21 protein-coding genes and 1 pseudogene are annotated in these 19952 nt (G+C 57.0%); 5 read left to right on the top strand and 17 right to left on the bottom strand.

The genetic code is table 11. The features are described 5' to 3' along the window. Positions 1–22: 22 nt before the first annotated feature. The gene (locus AD928_RS03080) at positions 23–526 is read right to left on the bottom strand and encodes a YciE/YciF ferroxidase family protein (RefSeq protein WP_062248181.1); all 504 of its coding nucleotides are present in this window, start codon (positions 524–526) and stop codon (positions 23–25) included. Between the two features lie 139 nt (positions 527–665). Between AD928_RS03080 and AD928_RS15045 the strand changes: the two genes are divergently transcribed. Next, positions 666–1046: a hypothetical protein gene (locus AD928_RS15045; protein WP_209436648.1), complete on the top strand. Its 381-nt coding sequence runs from the start codon at positions 666–668 to the stop codon at positions 1044–1046. 214 nt (positions 1047–1260) lie between these two features. Here AD928_RS15045 and AD928_RS03070 read toward each other — a convergent pair. Together AD928_RS03070 and AD928_RS03065 are read right to left on the bottom strand one after the other, a co-directional pair. Then, positions 1261–1863 (bottom strand): annotated as a pseudogene (locus AD928_RS03070) (transposase); the annotation flags it as partial. 236 nt (positions 1864–2099) lie between these two features. Continuing rightward, the gene (locus AD928_RS03065; RefSeq protein ID WP_062248185.1) at positions 2100–2711 is read right to left on the bottom strand and encodes an NAD(P)H-dependent oxidoreductase; all 612 of its coding nucleotides are present in this window, start codon (positions 2709–2711) and stop codon (positions 2100–2102) included. A gap of 207 nt (positions 2712–2918) precedes the next feature. Here AD928_RS03065 and AD928_RS03060 point away from each other — a divergent pair, with 207 nt between their 5' ends. Beyond that, positions 2919–3821: a LysR family transcriptional regulator gene (locus tag AD928_RS03060; RefSeq protein WP_062248179.1), complete on the top strand. Its 903-nt coding sequence runs from the start codon at positions 2919–2921 to the stop codon at positions 3819–3821. A 373-nt stretch (positions 3822–4194) separates the two neighbouring features. Here the strand turns inward: AD928_RS03060 and AD928_RS15165 are convergent, their stop codons facing one another. Next, the gene (locus tag AD928_RS15165) at positions 4195–4368 is read right to left on the bottom strand and encodes an Lrp/AsnC ligand binding domain-containing protein (protein ID WP_233419913.1); all 174 of its coding nucleotides are present in this window, start codon (positions 4366–4368) and stop codon (positions 4195–4197) included. Positions 4369–4431: 63 nt separating this feature from the next. Beyond that, the gene (locus tag AD928_RS15160) at positions 4432–4647 is read right to left on the bottom strand and encodes an Lrp/AsnC family transcriptional regulator (RefSeq protein ID WP_233419912.1); all 216 of its coding nucleotides are present in this window, start codon (positions 4645–4647) and stop codon (positions 4432–4434) included. A gap of 204 nt (positions 4648–4851) precedes the next feature. Here AD928_RS15160 and AD928_RS03050 point away from each other — a divergent pair, with 204 nt between their 5' ends. After that, the gene (locus AD928_RS03050) at positions 4852–5481 is read left to right on the top strand and encodes a LysE family translocator (RefSeq protein ID WP_062248177.1); all 630 of its coding nucleotides are present in this window, start codon (positions 4852–4854) and stop codon (positions 5479–5481) included. Positions 5482–5539: 58 nt separating this feature from the next. Here the strand turns inward: AD928_RS03050 and AD928_RS03045 are convergent, their stop codons facing one another. Further along, positions 5540–6430, bottom strand: coding sequence for a LysR family transcriptional regulator (locus tag AD928_RS03045; protein WP_062248175.1), 891 nt, complete (start codon positions 6428–6430; stop codon positions 5540–5542). 99 nt (positions 6431–6529) lie between these two features. Between AD928_RS03045 and AD928_RS03040 the strand changes: the two genes are divergently transcribed. Next, complete coding sequence (locus AD928_RS03040) at positions 6530–7471, top strand: AEC family transporter (protein WP_062248174.1); 942 nt, start codon at positions 6530–6532, stop codon at positions 7469–7471. On the opposite strand, the gene AD928_RS03035 is transcribed toward AD928_RS03040, so the two are convergent. Next, positions 7447–8379 carry a LysR family transcriptional regulator gene (locus tag AD928_RS03035; RefSeq protein ID WP_062248172.1) on the bottom strand — a complete coding sequence of 311 codons (933 nt, stop codon included), beginning with the start codon at positions 8377–8379 and terminating at the stop codon, positions 7447–7449. The two genes, AD928_RS03040 and AD928_RS03035, sit on opposite strands and share 25 nt — an antisense overlap. Before the next feature lie 101 nt (positions 8380–8480). Between AD928_RS03035 and AD928_RS03030 the strand changes: the two genes are divergently transcribed. Continuing rightward, complete coding sequence (locus AD928_RS03030; RefSeq protein WP_062248170.1) at positions 8481–9248, top strand: SDR family NAD(P)-dependent oxidoreductase; 768 nt, start codon at positions 8481–8483, stop codon at positions 9246–9248. A 92-nt stretch (positions 9249–9340) separates the two neighbouring features. On the opposite strand, the gene AD928_RS03025 is transcribed toward AD928_RS03030, so the two are convergent. From AD928_RS03025 to AD928_RS02980, 10 genes are all read right to left on the bottom strand, one after another. After that, on the bottom strand, positions 9341–11113 hold the full coding sequence (locus tag AD928_RS03025; RefSeq protein ID WP_062248169.1) for an AMP-binding protein: 1773 nt from the start codon (positions 11111–11113) through the stop codon (positions 9341–9343). A 15-nt stretch (positions 11114–11128) separates the two neighbouring features. Beyond that, the gene (locus AD928_RS03020) at positions 11129–12376 is read right to left on the bottom strand and encodes an MSMEG_0569 family flavin-dependent oxidoreductase (RefSeq protein WP_062248167.1); all 1248 of its coding nucleotides are present in this window, start codon (positions 12374–12376) and stop codon (positions 11129–11131) included. Positions 12377–12392: 16 nt separating this feature from the next. Next, positions 12393–12680 carry an MSMEG_0570 family nitrogen starvation response protein gene (locus AD928_RS03015; RefSeq protein WP_062248165.1) on the bottom strand — a complete coding sequence of 96 codons (288 nt, stop codon included), beginning with the start codon at positions 12678–12680 and terminating at the stop codon, positions 12393–12395. Continuing rightward, on the bottom strand, positions 12668–13846 hold the full coding sequence (locus AD928_RS03010) for an MSMEG_0565 family glycosyltransferase (RefSeq protein WP_062248163.1): 1179 nt from the start codon (positions 13844–13846) through the stop codon (positions 12668–12670). Before AD928_RS03010 ends, AD928_RS03015 begins: the two co-directional genes overlap by 13 nt. Next, positions 13843–14817: a sll0787 family AIR synthase-like protein gene (locus AD928_RS03005; protein WP_209436649.1), complete on the bottom strand. Its 975-nt coding sequence runs from the start codon at positions 14815–14817 to the stop codon at positions 13843–13845. The genes AD928_RS03010 and AD928_RS03005 overlap by 4 nt, the downstream gene beginning before the upstream one ends. Continuing rightward, on the bottom strand, positions 14814–15377 hold the full coding sequence (locus AD928_RS03000; RefSeq protein WP_062248161.1) for an MSMEG_0567/Sll0786 family nitrogen starvation N-acetyltransferase: 564 nt from the start codon (positions 15375–15377) through the stop codon (positions 14814–14816). Before AD928_RS03000 ends, AD928_RS03005 begins: the two co-directional genes overlap by 4 nt. After that, entirely contained in the window at positions 15374–16483 is a 1110-nt protein-coding gene (locus AD928_RS02995; RefSeq protein ID WP_062248159.1) for an MSMEG_0568 family radical SAM protein, read from the bottom strand. The genes AD928_RS03000 and AD928_RS02995 overlap by 4 nt, the downstream gene beginning before the upstream one ends. Further along, positions 16480–17463 carry a Nit6803 family nitrilase gene (locus AD928_RS02990; RefSeq protein ID WP_062248158.1) on the bottom strand — a complete coding sequence of 328 codons (984 nt, stop codon included), beginning with the start codon at positions 17461–17463 and terminating at the stop codon, positions 16480–16482. Before AD928_RS02990 ends, AD928_RS02995 begins: the two co-directional genes overlap by 4 nt. A gap of 24 nt (positions 17464–17487) precedes the next feature. Next, entirely contained in the window at positions 17488–17970 is a 483-nt protein-coding gene (locus AD928_RS02985) for an MSMEG_0572/Sll0783 family nitrogen starvation response protein (protein WP_061470968.1), read from the bottom strand. Positions 17971–18308: 338 nt separating this feature from the next. Next, positions 18309–19712, bottom strand: a complete 1404-nt coding sequence (locus AD928_RS02980) for an aminotransferase-like domain-containing protein (RefSeq protein ID WP_062248156.1) — start codon at positions 19710–19712, stop codon at positions 18309–18311. Positions 19713–19952 lie beyond the last annotated feature (240 nt).

The raw sequence follows: 19952 nt of genomic DNA, 5'->3' as shown, positions 1-19952 counted from the left end.
ACCAGATTGAGAGGAAAACGCTCTAGAGAGCGTGCTGGTTCACGCTTTTCCCGGCAATGCGGGTCAGTTTCTGATCGGCAGATTTTTCTTCTTCCAGCGTCTGCTGCAGAAGAGCCGCACAGTCCGCACGACCGAGCTGTGTTGCGTAGGCAATAAGACTGCCATAACGGGTTATTTCATAATGCTCGACTGCCTGTGCGGCAGAAAGCATGGCAGCATCACGAACTTCGGGATCGTCACAATCACTGATGATATCCTTTGCCTCAGCAAGAATTCCATCCATCGCCTGACAGGTTACACCCTTAACAGGCTGCCCGTGGAGTTCAAACACCTGCTCCAGCCTACGCACCTGCCCTTCTGTCTCCGTCAGGTGATGCTGAAACGCAGCCTTCAGTTCCGGGTCGGAAGCCTCTTCGGCCATAACGGGCAAGTTCTTAATGATCTGGTTTTCGGCATAATAAATGTCCTGAAGAGTATGCACGAACAAATCATCAAGAGTGTTTATTGGTTTCGAAAAGAATCCCATTTTTCAGTCCCTTTCCAAAAGAATATCTGCCCTTGGCGGATATCTAAACATTTGGCAAACTGGTCGAAATCTTGAGGTCCCGGGAGCGCCAGCAATGTTGCCGACGCCCCCGACACTCAACGTGATGTCAGGATTTTTTATGACTCTGCTGACCAGCTTTGACATGCTGCTCATGCGTGCCGCCACGGGTGCCAGAGCTATGTTCGCCCGCGCCTTTTTCAGTCTGGGAACCAGTGGTATTTTTGTGGCTTTGTTCGCCAGCCTTCACATGTTGCTCATGCGTGCCACCCCGGGCACCAGAGCTATGGTCACCCGTGCTCTTTTCAGTCTGGGTGCCGCTGGTATTTTTATGACTTTGCTCGCCAGCTTTCACGTGCTGGTCGTGGTTACCACCTTGGTTAGCCATTTTACCATTCCTTTTTCTGAGAAGAGACGGTCCTTTTTATCTGGCCGTCTTATGGCAAACCCCGTCCAGCAGCCAAAGTTTCCCTCCCAAGAAAGAATTACAAATGTTTTATAAATAAATATAATAGAATCGGAACAAAAATGTAGTTTACTTATGGTTTTAAAAATAATTTCTGAAAAATTTTTAAATACTTACAATGATTTTAACATATTTTTCTATCTTCATTCCACCCCTTTTATCAATTGCAACGATCTCACTCTATCCGGTCTTTGCATCCACGCAGGGAGATTCCTCGGTGAACGAACGTGACACGTCCAGCCGAGAGCGTCCCGTCTTCCTGCCGCTTTGCCTTCGTGAACTTCAGCGTCCAGCGGGCGTGCCTGTCCTTATGGGACAGCTTTACCGGCTTGTCTTCCCAGCCTTCGGGGATCCGGCCTTCCCGAAGATCGGCTTTCTCCCCGTTGGTATTGCGCTGCTTTGGAGCAGCCACCAGTGTTGCATCCAGGATCTGGCCGGACATCGGAAGATACCCGGCGTTGCGCAGGGTGGCGTCAAAGCGCTCAAACAGCTTCTGGATGGCGCCTGCCTCGGTCAGACGCTTTTGACACAGCCAGACCGTTTTGGCATCGGGCACCCGGCCCGACAGTCCCAGACCGAGGAAACGCATGAAGGACAGGCGGTCGTTGATCAGATATTCCGTCCGCTCGTCGGAGAGATTATTCAGCGTCTGGATGACCAGGATCTTGAACATCAGCACCGGATCGAACGGGGGACGGGCGCCTTTGCTCCTGTCTGAATAGGCCAGAGCCATTTCCAGATCAGGGCGGAACGCCTCAAAACCCACAGTCCGGGAAAACGCTTCGAGCTGATCGCCAAGCCCGCTTAACCGGGCAAGCTGCTCGTCAACATCAAAGAAACCCGGCTGCTTCATGAGCCATCCCCCAATCATCACACAAGGTATGGTTGGGATGCGGCAGATCAGGATACGGACCCGTTCCTACCGTCACAGAAAGGGATGCGGTTTCTGGACGCAGCACAAGCTTCTATGTCGCCACACCGAGCACCGCTAGTCCGACCATTCCGACATTACCCCATGTTACACCTCTTACCCATGTTTTCATATTATTCTCACGTTTCCATCTTGCTAGAGCAATCCTGCGATTTGCATCATGATCCGACATCACTCTTAGGCGGAGCAAAGCTCAAAACGTCTGCCAGGTGGGTACGATAGCGCGCGATCGTCTGGTCAACGTGTGGTTCCTTGATGACATTCGTCGCCAGATACGTCGGAAGCGATGTCATCCCCAGAAACTGGTTGGACTTATGGAAAGGGAAATAGACCGCATCAATCCCCTTCCCTTCAAAGAACTGGGCCGGATCGACAAAGGCCTCTTCCGGGGCGTTCCATGTCAGGGAAAGCATGTAATGCTTCCCCTGCAGCAGGCCACCTGAACCATATTTTCGTTCAGGATGGGCGCGGCTGCGCCCGTCATTGGCGTAAAGCGCTCCATGACCGGCTGTGAAGACTTCATCCACATACTTCTTGACGGTCCAGGGTGCGCCCATCCACCAGCCCGGCATCTGATAGATGACCAGGTCAGCCCACTGAATATTTTCTACTTCCGTCTGAATATCGTACCCTGCATCGATCTTTGTCTGCCGCGTGTTGAAACCCGCGTTCGACAGGAGTTCAAAAGCGACGGCGTGCAGCGTATCGTTCAGACGACCATGAGAATGGGCGAAAGCCTTTCCACCGTTCAGAAGAAGAATCTTTTTCATCGCAATAGTATCCTGCAAAAAGCATCCCGGATAAGCCTGCCCAGAATTCAGAGCCATTGTCCGGAAGAATTTTCAATATGACAGCATCTCGGCACATCAGCAGTGCGAGCAGCGTCTGTTCCCTACGGAACATGATGCACTTAACAGGCTTTGATAATTCGTCACCTCTCCACAGAACTTGTGAACCTGTTTCATTAAAGGGCGCTGATGGATAACCGGATTGGCGAAATGCAGATGTTTCTGCGTATTGTGGAAAGCGGCAGTTTTTCGGAAGCCGCTCGCCTGTCAATGACAACGCCCTCGACGATAAGCAAACTGATCGCCCGCGTTGAGACACGCCTTGGCGTACGCCTGCTCGAACGTTCGACACGCCGCCTTTCCGTCACGCCGGAAGGGCAGCTTTACTACGAACGCGCTCAGGCACTGATCGCCGATCTTGACGACATGGAGCATGCGCTCACAACAGGATCGGTTCGGCCAGGCGGCATTGTGCGCATCAACGCTTCGGTGGCTTTCGGAGCGCTGGCGCTCGAACCTCTCCTGTCAGAATTCTGGGATGCCTATCCGGATATCGTCGTTGATCTCTCGCTCTCCGATGAGCTGACGGATCTTTACCTTGACCGCACAGATATCGCCTTTCGGGTCGGACCGTTGCAGGATTCAAATCTGACAGCCCGGCATATCGGCACGGCACGACGTAAAATTGTCGGATCGCCAGATTACCTGAGCTGGTTCGGCACGCCGCAAAGCATTGTTGATCTGGACCGCCACAAATGCCTCGGCTTTAATTTCCGGCGTGCCGCCCCTGTCTGGCCGCTACAGGAGAAAGGCCGCATCGCCGATCGTATCGTCCGAGGCCCACTGCTCGCCAATAACGGGGAAACAGTAAGACGCCTGACCCTACGGGATGCGGGGCTGGCGCGGCTTGGCGACTACCATGTGCGCAATGACATCAAAGCTGGCCGTCTCGTTGAGGTTCTGGCTCATGCGGACGCACAGGACGAAGAGGAGATCCATGCGCTCTATCTGGGCAGCAAACAGGCCCCCCAGCGCGTGAGGGTGTTTCTTGACTTCGTCATCCCGCGCCTTCAGGCATATATGCACGCCTAACCAGCATGAAGACCATCCGATGTCGCGCTCGAAGTTCCGGAACATCTCCTCGGCGGCGCATAAAGATTACACAAGGATTACCGCTGTGGTGCTGGCAGACGGGAACCACGCCAGCGGGACCTGTGAACTGGCGAACGACCACTCCCCTCCATGGCACCGTAAACGAGTTCTTCTGATTCCTCACCCGGCATAGCAACTTTTGTATTCTGTAGAGATCGGCCCACGTCCCAGTTCCAGTCGTTTATTTCCTGCAGAGGTATCTGGACGTTCGTGAATTGCCGGGGCCGTCATACCCAAAACACTGCATCAAATGCAGACATTACCATGACGGCTACCGAAAAATTATATCTCGCCACCAAGAATAAGCCTTACTCTACGCAAAGCTTGCGTTCTTGACCTTGAGAAGCGGGATGTCGGTCTTCATGCTCCGCACGCCTTTGATCCGCGCGAGCTGTTCGCTCTGAAAACGTCGCAGTCCTGGAAGGTCTTCTGCAACAACGCGCAACAGGAAATCACAATCTCCCGCGAGGACATGCGCTTCCGTCACCTGTGGAAGTTTTCCGATTTCCTCGACGAAATGCTCGGACTGCCGCTCGTCTTCTCCCGTCAGTCATATCCTGACAAAAGCCGTCACACCGAACCCGGCTTTTGCAGGATTCACAACGGCGACATAGCCCTCGATAACGCCACTTTCTTCCAGCATCCGCACCCGGCGCAGGCATGGCGAGGGAGAGAGCCCGACGCGCCTCGCAAGTTCATTGTTGGGGCAGCGGCCATCTTCCTGAAGAACACGAAGAATACGCCGATCAATCGCATCCAGCTTCATTGGCATCATATATCATGAATGAAATTTCTGACGCAATCATATGTCAAATATTGGTGGATAAATTGGCATAAACGCAACCCCCTATCCGCTGGTCCGCGCTATCCTACTCTCTCGCGTCGCAAAGATGTCAATCTGAAGCATAATCGGAGAGCATGAAAACGCCGTGGGACCTTGTGAATTTTCTTCTAAAGCGACGCATCTTCGATGAATCTGCATACACTTCTTGCCTTCTGGACGATCTCCATCCTCCTTGCAGCAACCCCAGGTGCTGACTGGGCGTATGTCATTTCCGCCGGAATACGTGATCATGCCGCAGTCATTCCCGCTGTGTTCGGGCTGTTTCTGGGATATCTCGCCATTACCGCAACGGTCGCGGGCGGTATCGGTGCGCTTGTTGCAAACATGCCGCTTGCAATCACCATTCTGACATTTGCAGGTGCGGCATATCTCATAAAACTGGGCATTTCCCTGTTGCGTCATCCTCCCCTGCCGAAAGAAGGACATGAACGGGAAACAGGTGCGCGGCGCTGGATGGCCAAAGGGTTCGCCATCAGTGGCCTGAACCCCAAGGCTCTTCTGTTTTTTCTTGCCCTTCTGCCTCAGTTTACAAATCCTGGTTCATTGTGGCCGATTTTTTTACAGATCGGGATCTTGGGAATCATTCATACAATGAACTGCGTATCCATCTATCTGATGGTCGGATTGGCCGCGCGGACACTATTAAGCAGCCGCCCCAGAGCATCCATCGTGACCGGCTACATATCCGGAGTGATCATGATTATGCTTGGTGTGGGTCTGGCGTCAGAAGACATCATAAAATTACTCCACTCATGACGATGGAATATGGAGACCGAAGATATTAGAAACTGGCTCTCTGCACTGGTTCCATGGATTAGAGAGAAACCTGCTGTATCGATTTCCCGATTTCCATGAAGGTCGAAACCGCCGGATTTTTCGTGGTGATCGGCGCTCGAAGGACAACGTCGAGTTGGGGAGCGTCTGTCAAAGCCCGTGACATCAGCCCCGTTCCCAGTTCTGTACATAGCGATGAGGGGATAAGGGCTACGCCCAGCCCTTTTGCAACAAGCTGAATGATCGTGTGCTGTAACCGTGGTTCAAGCACGACATGCGGGACAATTCCCCTGGCCGAAAAATAGCTGTTGATCGCAGATCGCAGAGCCGGTGCTGTCGCCGCGGGTGCTGCGATGACCTTCTCCTCGCGGAGTTCCTCAGGGCCGATCTGGCCGACCGCGGCAAGGGGATGATGGTCCTTTCGCATGATGATGCGTAATCGCTCTCTGACCAGCAGCACGGTCTGCAAATGCGGCGCATATCCGCAGTCAAATGTTACGGCGGCATCCAGTGTTCCTGCCACCAGCATCTCATCGATTTCTGTCGGCGTGCGTTCATCAAGCACAAGGCGGACATCCGGCCTCGCCTCCGCGTAACGCTGGACAAGTTGCGGCACGACACTGTGGGCGGCATGCATCATAAATCCAAACCGTAATTCGCCCTTCATGCCGTTGGCAACCAGCCTGACATCCCGACAGGCCTCCTCAAACTGCCCCAGTACATTTCGGCAGTCTTTCATGAAGTGTTTTCCGGCTGGGGTCAGCGCCACATTGCGCGAGTTTCGTTCAAACAGCTTCACGCCCAACGTGTGTTCGATCATGGCAATCTGGCGACTGAACGGCGGCTGGCTCATATTCATCCGCTCGGCTGCCCGACCGAAATGAAGCGTCTCCGCCAGAGCCATGAAATATCGCATATGCCGCGTGTCCATTTGATACCCTGAAAGCATTGATCGTGAACCATATGAGCATTGGATTATATCAATAACCTCCGGTAGCGTCACGCCTTTACTGACTTCCCGAGATCCTTGATGCTGAATAATCTGCTGATCGTCCTGCCTATCTTTGCCCTCATCCTTACCGGATGGATCGCACGCAAATCGGGTGCGCTTGGGCCCAATGCCACGCGCGAAGTCAATCGGCTGGTGGTCTATCTCGCACTGCCGGCGGTGCTATTCGACATCGTGGCGAATGCAAAAATGACCGATCTGTGGGAGCCGGGATTCATTGCGGCGTTCACGCTCGGCTGTTTTATCGTGTTTGCCGGGACGCTGTGGTGGCGGGTATCAACAGGACATCATCTTGCCGATGCCGCCATTGACGGACTGAACGCGAGCTACGCCAATACGGGGTTCGTCGGTTTCCCGCTTGTCCTGTCGCTCGTCGGCGATACCGGCATGGCACCGACGCTCATCGCCACGATCGTGACGGTCTGTGTGCTGTTTGTCATAGCGATCGTTTTGATTGAGGCCGGACTGCAAACCGAAGCGCGCCGTCGCGATATCGTCGCGAAAACACTCTTCTCGCTGGTGAAAAATCCATTGCTGGTGGCGCCAGCACTTGGTGGCCTTGTCATGGTATCAGGTGGACATCTACCGGAACCTATTCATGCTTTCCTGAAACTTCTCGGCGGAGCAGCATCCCCCTGCGCCCTGATCGCCCTCGGTCTGTTCCTTGCCGGAAATTCTGCCGGTGCCGCGTCTGCACGCCCGTCGACTGCTGGCATTCTTGTCGGCCTGAAGCTGATCGGCCAGCCTCTGGTTACGTGGATCATTGCCTCGCCTGTGCTCCACCTGCCTCCAGCGATGACACATATTGCTGTGCTTCTTGCCGCGCTACCAACGGGAACCGGCTCGTTCATGCTGGCGGAATTCTATGACCGGGAAGCGGCCCTTACCGGACGTGTCGTCCTCGCTTCCACCGTGTTCTCGATTGCAACGATCTCGCTCTATCTCGCCTTTGCATCTGTGTAGGGACGTTCATCGGCATTTTTATGAAACCTCAAACCAAGACTCTCCACCAGCCAGTCCACGAACACCCGCACACGAGGAGAAAGCTGCCGGTTGCTCGGGTAAAGCACTGAGAGCGGCGTTGGCGTAGGTGGGAAATCGGGGAGGACTTCGATCAGTGTGCCCATGGCGAGGTCCTCCACAAAGCCATAACGCGGAACCTGCACGAGACCGAACCCCTGTCTGGCGGCTTCAGCGTAAGTGTCTACACCTCCAACCAGCAGACGCGCCGGAAGCGAAACCTCGATTACCTCCTCTCCGCGCGTAAACTCCAATGGCAAGGACTGGCCGGTGCGTGAGGACACGAAGCCGATCATCTGATGCCCCCCAAGATCCTCAGGAGAGGCTGGCGTTCCATACCGCGCCAGATACGCCGGGCTGGCAACCGTCACCTCCTCCATAACGCCAAGTGGTCGGACAATCATATCGCTGTCCGGCAGGTTTCCAGCCCGCACAACGCAATCCACCCCCTCGCGCACCAGATCGACAAACCGCTCACCTTCACCAAGATGAACGGTCAGCGCTGGATGCCGGGCCAGAAAGTCAGGCAGCGCGGGCAGCAAAAGCATACGCGCCAGACGTCCGATAACATCAGCACGCAACAAACCCGCCACAGCGCCACTCGCGCCACGATCCGCATCTTCAAGGTCCGCCAGGATCGCCACACAGCGGCGATAGTAAGCTACGCCTTCCTCGGTTGGGCGCACGTGACGCGTCGAGCGGTGCAGTAAGCGCGTCCCTAGCCTTTGTTCCAATGCCTTGATCGCAGCGGTCGCAACCGGACGGGAGACACCGCAAGCGGCTGCCGCGGCACTGAAGCTGCCGCGGTCTACAATGCGGATAAAGAGGTCGAGTGTCGCAAGTCTGTCCATAGGATTATTCCATTGCGCAAAACAATGCTGACGGAAAGAGCACTCTTATCGAACGGATGGCAGTGTGAGCAGAATTGCTCCTTCACCAGATGGAGAGTCCCATGCCTGCAACGACCCCGAATCCCATTGCCATCGTCACCGGCGGAAGCCGTGGACTGGGCCGCGCAACCGTTGAGGCTCTCGCCCGGCGCGGCGTTCCCTCAATCTTCACCTATCACACGAACAAATCTGCGGCTGATGAGGTGGTCGAGACTGTCGAACGCTACGGAGCTCGTGCGGTCGCTCTGCAACTCGATACTGGCGATACGCTTGCCTTTCCAGCCTTCGCCGAGGAAATTCGGCGCGTGCTGGTCGCATGGGGTGCCGAGCGTTTCAATTATCTGGTCAACATGGCCGGCACCTCCCATGAGGGGCTATTTGGCGAAGTGACCGAAGAAGATTTCGACGCCGCTTATCGGATTCATGCCAAAGGTCCGTTTTTCCTGACGCAGACCTTGCTGCCGCTGATCGCGGATGGAGGCCGGATCGTCAATATTTCATCCGGCCTGACGCGTTTTGCCTACCCCGGACGAATTACCTACGCAGCCATGAAGGGCGCAGTAGAGGTGATGACGCATTATATGGCTAAGGAACTTGGCGCGCGCCGCATCGCCGTCAACACGGTGGCACCCGGTGCGATCCAGACGGATTTCTCCGGGGGCATAGTGCGGGACAACCCGGACGTCGCCCACCATATTGCAGAAACAACTGCGCTGGGACGCCCCGGACTACCGGACGACATCGGCCCGATGATCGCCTCGCTGCTGTCTGAGGACAATCGTTGGGTGAATGCGCAGCGGATCGAAGTCTCCGGCGGGCAGGCCATCTGAACGATGGTGATTACGGCACTCTCGCATACAGAGTGCCGCACGCCGCAGTGTTTGATTGGGGCCATAAGAAGGACCCAATGCGACTGATACCATCAGGAGACCAGCAGGCGTTTCCGCGTAATCTTGCCTGATACGGTGGTCGGTAATTGCCTGACGAAACGGATTTCCCTGAGGCCAATCCACCGGCCAAGCACGTCATTCACCTGCCGGATAATCTCCTCGGACGAAGGCGGGCATTCCCTCCCCGCTTCAATCACCACATAGGCAACTGGTCGTTGCCCCCGCAGTTCGTCGGAGGTCGCGACCACCGCACAGGAATGAACCGCAGGATGCGCCGCAATGATTTTTTCAATTTGCACGCCTGAAATCCGGCGCCCTGCAACCTTGATGACATCGTCAGAACGCCCGAGCATATGTACGGCGCGGTCTGCATTGATCATGCCTTCATCGAAGGTGCGATAATACCTGCCGGTCTCATCAAGATAGGCCGTGGGAACATGGACCTCCCTAGCCTTCCATACCCCTGCCAGACAACCGGGCGGCAGGGGCAGAGAGAGGACAATCTCACCGCACAGTTCATCGGGCACGGATGGCACGATAGCCGGCTGAAATCCCGGCGCAGGCCGCCCGATATCATCCATGAGCGAGACTGGTTCAGACTCAGGCAAGCCAAAGAAGTGGGCGGTAATGCTCCACCCGGTTTCTGTCTGCCACCAGTGATTAACGACAGGTTTGCGGAAATAGGACCGCGCCCAGTCCAGCAAGGTTGGGTCCGCATATTCCCCGGCCACAAAAATACGGGCCAACGTAGGTAAAACGGGCCCGGACAGGTTGCGACTTTCCTGCCGCAGGAGGCGCATCTGGGTTGGGGTGGAAAACAGGCATTTCACCGCATGTTCGTGACAGAGCGCGCGGATGGCAGAAGCAGATGCACCGCCTTCGACAATCATGCTGGTGCAGCCGCTGATCAGTGGCGCGTAGACCCCATAGGAATGGCCGACAACCCAGCCAAGGTCCGATGTGGTGAAGAAGGTATCACCGGGTTTGCACCCATATATCAGGTCCATGGACAGGGCGAGGGCTACGGCGTGACCGCCATTGTCGCGCACAATGCCCTTCGCGCTTCCTGTCGTCCCAGATGTATGAAGAATATACAAGGGATCTTCGGAACGCAGCATGACCGGTTCTGCTGGCGCGGACTGTTCCAGCGTGCGAAAATCATGATCCCGCACTGGCAAAAGCGGGGCCGGAGAGGCTTCACGCTGCACAACCACACAGGCTTGTGGTCTGTGCGTCGCTGTGGCCAGTGCCTCGTTGAGGACGGATGCAGACGCGACCGGCTTCTGCCCCTGAAAGCTGCAACTCGCGATGATGACCACCTTCGGAGCCACATCATCAATCCGCCGCGCCAGTTCAGGCCCGGCATAACCGGCAAAAACCACGACATGCACGGCACCGATCCGCGCACAGGCCAGCATGGCGATGGCGGTCTCGATCATGGTCGACATGGCGATCAGGACGCGGTCGCCTTTCTCCACCCCCAGCGAGCGCAGACCACCGGCAAACCGGGCCACTCTGCCCTGTAGTTCCCGGTAAGTTACAACCTGACGTTCGTTGGTAGCGCAGGAATGCCAGATTAATGCTGCCTGCGCGCCACGCCCGTTTTCAACATGCCGGTCTACAGCATTGTAGCAGGTGTTGAGCGTGGCATCAGGAAACCAGTCATGCCAGCCATCCGCCCGCGTCCTGCATGCGGTCACAGGTGCCTGCTTCCATGTGATGCGTTGCGCCGCAGCCAGCCAGAACGGCTCTGGCTGCTTCAGCGCCGCCTCGTACATCGCCTCGTATGTTGTCCATGGAAGCATACCACTTACCTCCGTTCAGGCTACAGACACATCTTTGCCGGTGATCTGGCTGGCCAGCCACGCGGCATCGCGCGAAACGCCTGAGAACCGTCCCGATCCCCATGTGTGTAGCCAGGGCAGGCCAAGGAAGTAGAAGCCCGGCGCATCCGTCACGCCCCGATGCCAGACCGGCTTGTTGGCCCCGTTGAAGACGGGCACGTCGATCCAGCGATAATTTGGTCGGAAGCCAATGCACCAGACGATTGATGTGATCCCGGCAGCCTTCAGGTCCAGCGGAGCGTTACTGCCATCAGGTTCCCATACGGGCACATAAGGGGCTTCCGTCGGGACCGTAATCCCTTCACGGGCGATGTAGGCGTCGATGGATTTCTTGATGTCGGCATTCGTCTTGTCTGCATCATCAAGATTTTCCTTCAGATCGGGCCTGAACGCCGCCACCTCATCCCGGATTGTCTCCAGCGTGCCGTGCAGACTCACCCCTTCCTTTGCAAAAAGGCGCAAATCAAGATCATGCCCTCCGTTGCGGCCCGTAACGTAATGATTGGTCTTGTCACGTGCGCCGTCACGGAGAGGGTGATTATCCACCGTCAGGTCATAGAAGTGCATATCCGCCAGCCAGTCCACCACGTCGCGCCCGCGATAGAAACGCGAGACACGCGGGGCGGAGCCGACACAGAGATGGACCTTGCGTTTTTCGAGAAACAGATCCTCGACAATCTGCGCGCCAGACTGGCCACTTCCCACAACAAGCACCGCCCCTTCCGGCAACTGGGCCGCATTGCGGTAATCCTGTGAGTGCACCTGAAATATTGAGCGATCAATGGCGCTCGCATAGCCGGGGATCACTGCGTCCTGATACGCGCCCGAGGCGATGACCACATGCTTTGCGTGCCAGGTCTCACCGCCCGCCACTACACGATACCCACCGGCTTCGTGACGTGTGATGGAGGTAACCGCTGTGTGTTCGTGCAAAGGCGGGTTAAACGAATTAACAAAGCCTTTGACATAGTCTATTATTTCCTGCTTCACCATGAAGCCGTGCGGATCTTTTCCCTCATACGGATGGCCGGGGAGTTCGCATTGCCAGTTCGGTGTGACCAGGCAGAAATTGTCCCAGCGCTCATCGTCCCATGAGTGGCAGGCTGTCTTTGCCTCAAAGACAATGTGTTCCACCTTCTCGCGGCAGAGATACCAGCTCATGGAGAGCCCGGCCTGTCCGCCGCCCACGATGATGACGGGAATGCTTTTTTCGTTCTGTGTCATGGTCGTTCTTTTCGTCTCAGGATCTGAAAGACAGGACGCGCACCTGCGCATCGGGTCGATTGAGGAAGGGCGTGCAGGTCTGGCTGATGGTGTGAAGCTGACCAAGGGCGCGGCTGCACGGAAAGCCGTAACGAGCGCGAACCCGCTCGCTGGCTTCCGTCAGGGCCGCGTCCACCTTTTCAAGAAACTCCCGGACCGGATAATCCTGACCGGGCGTGAAGTGGTCCCTTATGACCAGCGATGGGGAGTAACAGTCGGTCTCCTTCCCATCGGGCCAGCGCACGCGAAAGGTCATTTCGGGCATGGTGATGACGCTCCGGAATTATAGGCATTGGCACATGGCAGGGCCGCCAGACGCCGATATGCGGGCAGATGCCGACTAGCCACGCTGCGCCAGTCGAAACGGCGCCCCGTTGCTGGGCCGCTGACCTGAAAACGGTCGCGGGTTTGGGCGCTGAGGGCCTCACGCAATGTTAAAAGCAGAGAGTTGGGATCATCCGGACGGCACCACAGCGCATCCGCTCCCGAAAGGTGCTCCGTGAAAGGCGCAATCTCCGGCACTACGGCAGGCGTGCCACACGCCAGAGCCTCCAACGGACACAGACCAAACCCTTCCGTTGCGGACGGATAGGCCAGCACGGCCGCCTGCCGGTAGAAGGACGGCATGTCTTCATCCGCAACAGGCCCGGTCACGGTGACATGGTCGCCTTCCCCGCTTTCGCGCAGCCGCGTCGTAAACTGAGTGCGGTAGGACGAATGATCCAGTAGTGAAGCGCCGCCCACCACAAGCAGATGCACGTCAGGCTGCTCATGGCGCAGGGACAGAAAGGCTTCCAGAAGGTGCAGGGTATTTTTGCGACGCTCAATCCCACCTACGGCCAGGATCAGACGGCGGTCGGCTGGCAGATGATATCGCGCCCGCAGTGACGCATCCTGCATGGTTGGTACGGGCGAAAAGCGCAGCGGATCGACGCCATTGCCTACAACGGGGGCTTCACGCCTATGGTCGTCGCGCAGGGTGCGTTCCCACAGCGCACTGACCGTGAACAGTTCAGTTGCAGCCATAAATCCTCTCTCCTGCCGTGCCGCAAGGACAGGATGGGAAAAACGGTCAAGATGGTGGATGGTGCGGGCAAAACCCGCTATCCGCCCTTCTTCCATCAGATCAGCCAGCGCATTGGCGCTGATAGGGTCCTGCGCATGCAGCACATCAAAGTGCTCTCCACGCAGAGCGTCCCTGATCTCACCAATGCGGCGTTCCACCAGCGTCGACAGATCCTGTTCGGGCAGAGCGGGAATGCAACGGGTGGTGCAACGCGGCGTGCGGAAGAAGCCGTTCCCTGTCGTGTCTGGCGCAATCAGAGTGGCAGTGTGCCCGGCGTCACACAGAGCTTCCGCCAGCGCCATACCATGCACCACGCCGCCACGCGGGTTGGTGGAATGGGTCAGGATGCCGATGGAGAACGTCATGGTGCCATCCCCATGAGCGGCGTCCGTGCGAGATCCCAGAAGGTTTCCCGCTCGTCATCCCATGTGACATCAAGCCGCAGCGTGTCCGTCACCCGACCGATCACAGCCGCAGCTATCCCGCGCCCTTTGAACCGGTCCATGACGGCCCCCGCATTTTCGGGGCATGCCGTCAGCAAATAGCCATAGCTGGGGAAAGCCGACAGCCAGCGCTCCATCGGAGCACCCTCAGGACGCGGGATGTCGTCAAGCCTGATGGTCATACCCACGCCAGAACATTCGGCCAGCATAAGAGCAGTTCCCAACAGCCCGGCCATACTGATGTCCTTGGCAACACGGCTCAGACCGTCCTCGGCAATCGCTGGCAGAAGTTCGATATCGCCGCGCAGGCGCACCGCTTCATCAGTGCTACACAGGGCGGAACTGGCGTCCCAGAATGGATGCGGGTCATGCCAGCGGCCGCGCAAATCGATGGCAGCGATCAGAACCTCGCCCGGTCGGGCATCAAAGCTGGTCAGCAAATGACGGGCACGGCCAAGGATCGCCACCGAGAGCGAATTATGGGTGCTGCGCATATTGGTATGTCCGCCAACAACCGGCACACCATAGGTATTGGCACCATCATGAAGGCCCGTCAGGATTGAGGCCGCAGCCTCAGACGTGTCACTCCACAGCGCATCGACCACCGCCAGCGGACGACCACCCATGGCCGCAATATCGCTGACATTGACCATCACGCCGCAATAGCCAGCAAACCAAGGCATGGACCGGACAAAACTGTCCTGAAAACCCTCGCTCGCCAGCAGGAGATACCCGTCGCCATCCGGGATCGCTGCGCAGTCATCGCCAAGCCGGATACCCTCACAGGCATCACGCCCCAAAACCGCGACGGCTTCAGAAATATCCTGTTTGGCGGCAAGAGCCCGACCGTTACGGAGCGCACGCAGCAATGTGGCGAGTTCCCCAACCATCACGCCACCTGCCGTGTGCGTGGCTGCGGGCGCAGCAACCATGTCTGGTCCTGCCCGTGTGCCGGATAGCGCGAAAGGTCAGCCTGCATGTCATGATGCGGCAGGCCGTGCAGGGTTATGGTGCCTAGGCTTTTCCAGTACAGGCGGCGGAAAAACAGTACATTCTGTTCCTGCACCTGCGCCAGAAACCGGGTCGCCCCAAGCCCGTGTGCCGTGCTGACCGCCATGCGGATCAGTTCCGCCCCAATCCGCCCCAGCTTGCGATGCTCTGCATGCACAGCCAGACGAGATCCTCGCCAGACACCGGGTTCAGCTTCATGAATGCGTACTGCGCCCACAACCCTGTCCGGCATCCCGGCCATGCAGCAGGCCGCAATGATAGGAATGGCAACGTCGTCGATTGTATCGCGGTCATCCTCTACAAAAACATGCTGTTCTGTGCAGAACACTTCGCGGCGCAACGCATGGTAACCAGCGCGTTCCCACGGTGTGCGCGCAAGACGCACAACATATTCCGTAGGGATAAACAGCCGGTCTTCCACGCCTTCGAGTATCGTGCTCATTGTTCGTACGCCGAAAGCGAGGAACAGGCGCCACACCGGCCACATCCGGCCCGGATATCAGTAGATTTCATATTCGCTTCCCGCAGCATCCGCCCAAGCGGGGCCAGAACCGACTTCATGAAATCAGCTGAAGGAGGCGCATGATTTTCCAGAGGTGTTCCGGAGATTGGCACAAATGGCACCACAAAGGGATAGACCCCAAGCGCAATCAGCCTCTCGGCCAGCACCAGAATATCTTCGGCACTGTCGCCAAGGCCTGCCAGAATATAGGTATTGACCTGCCCCCGCCCGAAAATGGGCACGGCGCTGGCAAACGCGTCCATATAACGCTCAACGCTGACCGTGGCCTTGCCAGGCATGATCTTCTCACGCACAGCCTGAGTGGCGGCTTCAAGATGCATGCCCAGACTGTCTGCTCCGGCATCCCGCAGGCGCTGGAACCAGCCAGGGTCCCGTGGCGGCTCACACTGAACCTGAAGCGGCAGATCAACAGCCGCCCGGATAGCACGGGCTGATTCCGCCAGCACGGCAGCCCCCCGGTCCACCACATTTGGGGTGCCAGTTGTCAGCACCATATCCCGAACGCCATCCAGCTCCACAGCGGCTTTGGCAACTTCGGCAAGCTGTGCCGGGGTCTTGTAAGCGATCGTCCGATCGGCCTCTAGCGACTGGCCAATAGCGCAGAACTGGCAGGACGTGCGCCGATCAGCATAGCGGATGCAGGTCTGATGCACCGTGGTGGCCAGCGTATCTCGCCCATGCAGGAGGGCAATTTTCCAATAGGGAATGCCGTCCGCTGTGGTCAGACCATAGAAGCGCGGGGCGGCTGGAAAATGGATTGTGCCGAGTGTTTGCCCGTCCCGCTCCAGCGTGCTGGCCCCGTTCTGGTCCGGTGGACTTGCCTGAAACGGAGACTGACGCGCGCCGGACGTATAAACCGGCACCATGACAGTCTGACCCGCGATGGTAATTGTCTTGTGGTCAGAAGGACCAGCCCCGCCTTTACGGGAAATCCCGCCAGTCTCCACGCCAATCTGTAACCCGAACGATTGCAGATCGGTGACAAGCTTGCGGCCGGAAGGCGTGCCGAGTGTGGGAACAGTCATGGCGTCGCCTCATTTCCAGACGGTGCCACCGAGGCACCCATCTCCTGCTCGCCAACATAGTGAACAGTCTGAGCCGGTCGCCGATCCTGCAACAGGCTGAGCAGTTCCGGGCGGGCATAATGCCCCACGGAATCCATCATCCGCTTGCGCTTGGTGATCAGGGCGAAATCAAGATCGGCAATCACCATCCCCTCACCTTCCGTCAGAGGCGTGCCGAGCAGTTTCCCTTCGGGAGAAACGATGGCCGTAAAACAGCCGCCTCGCAGCGGCCCTTCCAGTGCGGGATCCCGCGCGATTTCCCTGATCTGGTCTTCCGTCAGCCACCCCGTGGCGTTCACGACAAAGCAACCGGATTCCAGTGCGTGATGCCGGATGGTCACTTCCATCTGATCGGCAAAAATCTGCCCGACCAGAGAACCCGGAAACTGGGCGCAGTGGATTTCCTCATGCTGGGTCATCAGCGCGTAGCGGGCGAGCGGATTGTAATGCTCCCAGCAGGCAAGTGCGCCAATACGGCCAGCTGCACTCTCCACTACTTTAAGCCCTGCCCCGTCACCCTGCCCCCAGACCATACGCTCATGGTAGGTTGGTGTGATTTTGCGGCGCTTGAGCAGGATTTCTCCCGTGGCATCAAAAATAATCTGCGTGTTGTACAGTGTACCGAAATCCCGTTCATTCACGCCCAGCACCACAACCATACCGGTCTGGCGTGCGGCCTCCGCCACCATGTCCGTTACCGGACCGGGGATGACCACAGCGCGTTCGTAGAGTTCCAGATGCTCGCCGCCGAAGCGGAAAGCGGGCTGGATAAACGAGAAATAGGGGTAATAAGGCACAAAGGTTTCAGGAAAGACCGCAAGCGCAACACCTTTTTCGGCGGCATCGCGGATGGCCTGACAGACTTTCCGGGCAGTCCCCAGACCATCGTCACCAAGGACGGGGCTGATCTGGATCGCTGCGGCGCGAACGATACGGGACATGGCTTGCGGTCCTCCCTTCTGTCTTCAGAGAGTCCAGGTATTGAGGATGAAGGCGTTATCGCGACGCGCCAGTAGAATGATGTCGAGCACGTCCTGCGGGTTGATGGGGGTAATACCAGGGATCAGGTTCTGCTCGCCGTAGCCGTAAAGGGCCTGAAGCGCGAAGCGACAGGCATAAACTTTTCCGCCTTCTTCAAGAATTTTTGCAATCTGTTTGTTGCAGTTCATGTGCCCCGGAAAAGCCTCGTCACCCAGACGGGGGAAGCCACGCTGCACGCCGAGGGTCACACCCGGACCATACAGAAGAACTGACGTTTCAAAGCCTTTGCGGATCAGGCGCGTGGCCTGGAGCAGATTTACAAACCCGACAGACCCTTCATTAGCGACAGTATGAAAAGTAATGAGGGCTTTTTCGCCAGGATTAGCTTTAACGTCTTCGAAAACCTTGTTTTCATAATTGACGAAGCAATCGCCATCTTTATGCGGAGCGTGTTCGATTTTCGGCATGGTATCTCTCCCGTGTGCTGCGGTCCCGGCAAGAAACCGGGGCTAACCGCGTGGCTGAAGCGAACGTGGCACGGGATGACGGACAGGCAAAATATTGTATGATCATTAACGGCAATACAATCAGATCAAATTATGCCGTAAGGCACCTCTTAATGAGAGCAGTGCCATACAAAAATATGGCTATCACCATACAATGATGAGTTGTTTCCATAACTCTCTGTTTTAATGGGCTTTATTTATCACGCATTCGTGAACTAATGGCCTTTTTGTTTTTCAGAGCATCCACCTGCCACTCCAGAGAATCAGGGTGCACCATCGATTTCAGCCCCCCACTCAGGTCATACAATATCGGCAAAACCGGGAGAGCGTTTGTGCTGCAGGACTGACAGAACTCCTTGCAGAGATTCCTCAAGGCTTGCGGCATCCGGTGCGCTACCCAGCGCAATCCGTGCCCGCTGAGGTGGCTCTCCACTAATGGTAAAAACAGTGCTGGGAACCAGTGCCAAACCACGCCTGCGGGCATAGGCCACAAAATCCGCACTCCCCCACCAGTCCGGCAATTTCAGCCAGACATGCGGTCCATCGGGATTCATGCAGTGCCCCTCGCCCAGAACTTTACGGGCAATAGACTGGCGCAGGCGCAGTTCCTTGCGGATGGCAAGCAGGATTGTATGCGCCTGCTCCGTCTGCATCCACCGCGCCGTGAGTGCACTGAGCAGGCCAGCATTGGTCAGAGCAATCGCTCGGATAGCGGCCGTCACCCTTCGGGCCATGTCTGCATTAGGTAAGGCAACGTAAGCGGTACGCAGGCCCGGACTGAGCGTTTTGGCGAGGGTGGCCACGTAGCTGACACGACTATGGTCGAGAGCCGCCAAGGCAGGCAGCGGATCGTCCATCAACAGACTGTAAGGGTCATCCTCGACAATATGGAGATGGTGACGTTGCGCAACTGCCAGAATATCCTTTCGTCTTTGCAGGGACATCGTGGCGGTGGTGGGATTGTGAATGGTCGGAATGCAGTAGAGCAGCCGAGGATGGTGTTCAGCGCAGACCCGATCGAGCTGCTCAGGCATCATGCCTTCCACGTCGCTGTCCACCCCCACCAGAATAAGATCGAACTGCGCTGCTATGGTCCGGATGCCAGGATAGGCAATACGGTCGGTGACAATAACATCACCGGGCTGGGTGTGCGTGCTGACGATTGCCGCCAAAGCACTCTGGGCCCCCGGTGCAACAAGAATTTCGTCTGTTCGCCGCTGACCGATGACGGGAGCGATCCATTTCGCGCCAAGCTGACGCTCCTCCAATGTCCCACCCGTTACGCGGTAGGACATGAGGCTGTTCAGATCCTGCTGCTTCAGAATGGCCGTAATATCGTTCTGGATGATCCGCTGCAGCAGCGGATCCTGCGGGATGGGCGGCAGATTCATGGTCAGATCGACCACAGCCGGACCGGTATGCCGCCAGTGACTTTCCCCCGCGCCGACACGGATAAAGGTGCCCCGCCCGACCGTCGCATCAATCAGGCCGCGCCGCCTTGCCTCGGTGAACGCGCGGGTGATTGTCGTTAAATTGGTACCAAGATACTCCGCAATCGTGCGCTGTGGTGGTAGCTTGTCCCCTTCCCGCAAGTCCCCCTTACGGATGGACAGCGCGAGAGCGTCCGCAAGTGTCATGTAAATTGCACTCGGGCTCCGGCTGATCTCTTCTTTCCAGTGCGCCAGATAGGGGTATGCAGACATGGGATGGAATTTCCATACATTCGATGAAACTCCATTTGATCATATGTCATACAATCAGCGCAATCATGATGCTGAACTTCAGGCTATGAGGAATAGTTGATCCGGGCTTACGGCGTGTCGTCAGTTAAGCCCTGAGTGTGGCACGTGAGGGTTGTACTTTGTGTCTGCGTGTGCTGACTGTTTTCCCGTTTTTTGGGGGAGACAGACAGATGCGGCACTAGAGCGTTTTCCTCTCAATCT

Origin of the sequence: Acetobacter cerevisiae, assembly GCF_001580535.1 — a bacterium.
Taxonomy (GTDB): domain Bacteria; phylum Pseudomonadota; class Alphaproteobacteria; order Acetobacterales; family Acetobacteraceae; genus Acetobacter; species Acetobacter cerevisiae.
Note: the sequence above shows the minus strand (reverse complement) of the source record. Positions and strands in the feature narration are given on the sequence as shown.

Coding starts and splice junctions, on each gene's coding strand:
- AD928_RS03020 (WP_062248167.1), bottom strand. CDS start 12,376: ATGACACAGAACGAAAAAAGCATTCCCGTCATCATCGTGGGCGGCGGA.
- AD928_RS03080 (WP_062248181.1), bottom strand. CDS start 526: ATGGGATTCTTTTCGAAACCAATAAACACTCTTGATGATTTGTTCGTG.
- AD928_RS03060 (WP_062248179.1), top strand. CDS start 2,919: ATGGATAACCGGATTGGCGAAATGCAGATGTTTCTGCGTATTGTGGAA.
- AD928_RS02985 (WP_061470968.1), bottom strand. CDS start 17,970: ATGCCGAAAATCGAACACGCTCCGCATAAAGATGGCGATTGCTTCGTC.
- AD928_RS03000 (WP_062248161.1), bottom strand. CDS start 15,377: ATGAGCACGATACTCGAAGGCGTGGAAGACCGGCTGTTTATCCCTACG.
- AD928_RS15160 (WP_233419912.1), bottom strand. CDS start 4,647: ATGAAGCTGGATGCGATTGATCGGCGTATTCTTCGTGTTCTTCAGGAA.
- AD928_RS03030 (WP_062248170.1), top strand. CDS start 8,481: ATGCCTGCAACGACCCCGAATCCCATTGCCATCGTCACCGGCGGAAGC.
- AD928_RS03065 (WP_062248185.1), bottom strand. CDS start 2,711: ATGAAAAAGATTCTTCTTCTGAACGGTGGAAAGGCTTTCGCCCATTCT.
- AD928_RS03045 (WP_062248175.1), bottom strand. CDS start 6,430: ATGGACACGCGGCATATGCGATATTTCATGGCTCTGGCGGAGACGCTT.
- AD928_RS15045 (WP_209436648.1), top strand. CDS start 666: ATGACTCTGCTGACCAGCTTTGACATGCTGCTCATGCGTGCCGCCACG.
- AD928_RS03010 (WP_062248163.1), bottom strand. CDS start 13,846: ATGACGTTCTCCATCGGCATCCTGACCCATTCCACCAACCCGCGTGGC.
- AD928_RS02995 (WP_062248159.1), bottom strand. CDS start 16,483: ATGACTGTTCCCACACTCGGCACGCCTTCCGGCCGCAAGCTTGTCACC.
- AD928_RS02980 (WP_062248156.1), bottom strand. CDS start 19,712: ATGTCTGCATACCCCTATCTGGCGCACTGGAAAGAAGAGATCAGCCGG.
- AD928_RS03035 (WP_062248172.1), bottom strand. CDS start 8,379: ATGGACAGACTTGCGACACTCGACCTCTTTATCCGCATTGTAGACCGC.
- AD928_RS03050 (WP_062248177.1), top strand. CDS start 4,852: ATGAATCTGCATACACTTCTTGCCTTCTGGACGATCTCCATCCTCCTT.
- AD928_RS03025 (WP_062248169.1), bottom strand. CDS start 11,113: ATGCTTCCATGGACAACATACGAGGCGATGTACGAGGCGGCGCTGAAG.
- AD928_RS02990 (WP_062248158.1), bottom strand. CDS start 17,463: ATGTCCCGTATCGTTCGCGCCGCAGCGATCCAGATCAGCCCCGTCCTT.
- AD928_RS03040 (WP_062248174.1), top strand. CDS start 6,530: ATGCTGAATAATCTGCTGATCGTCCTGCCTATCTTTGCCCTCATCCTT.
- AD928_RS03015 (WP_062248165.1), bottom strand. CDS start 12,680: ATGCCCGAAATGACCTTTCGCGTGCGCTGGCCCGATGGGAAGGAGACC.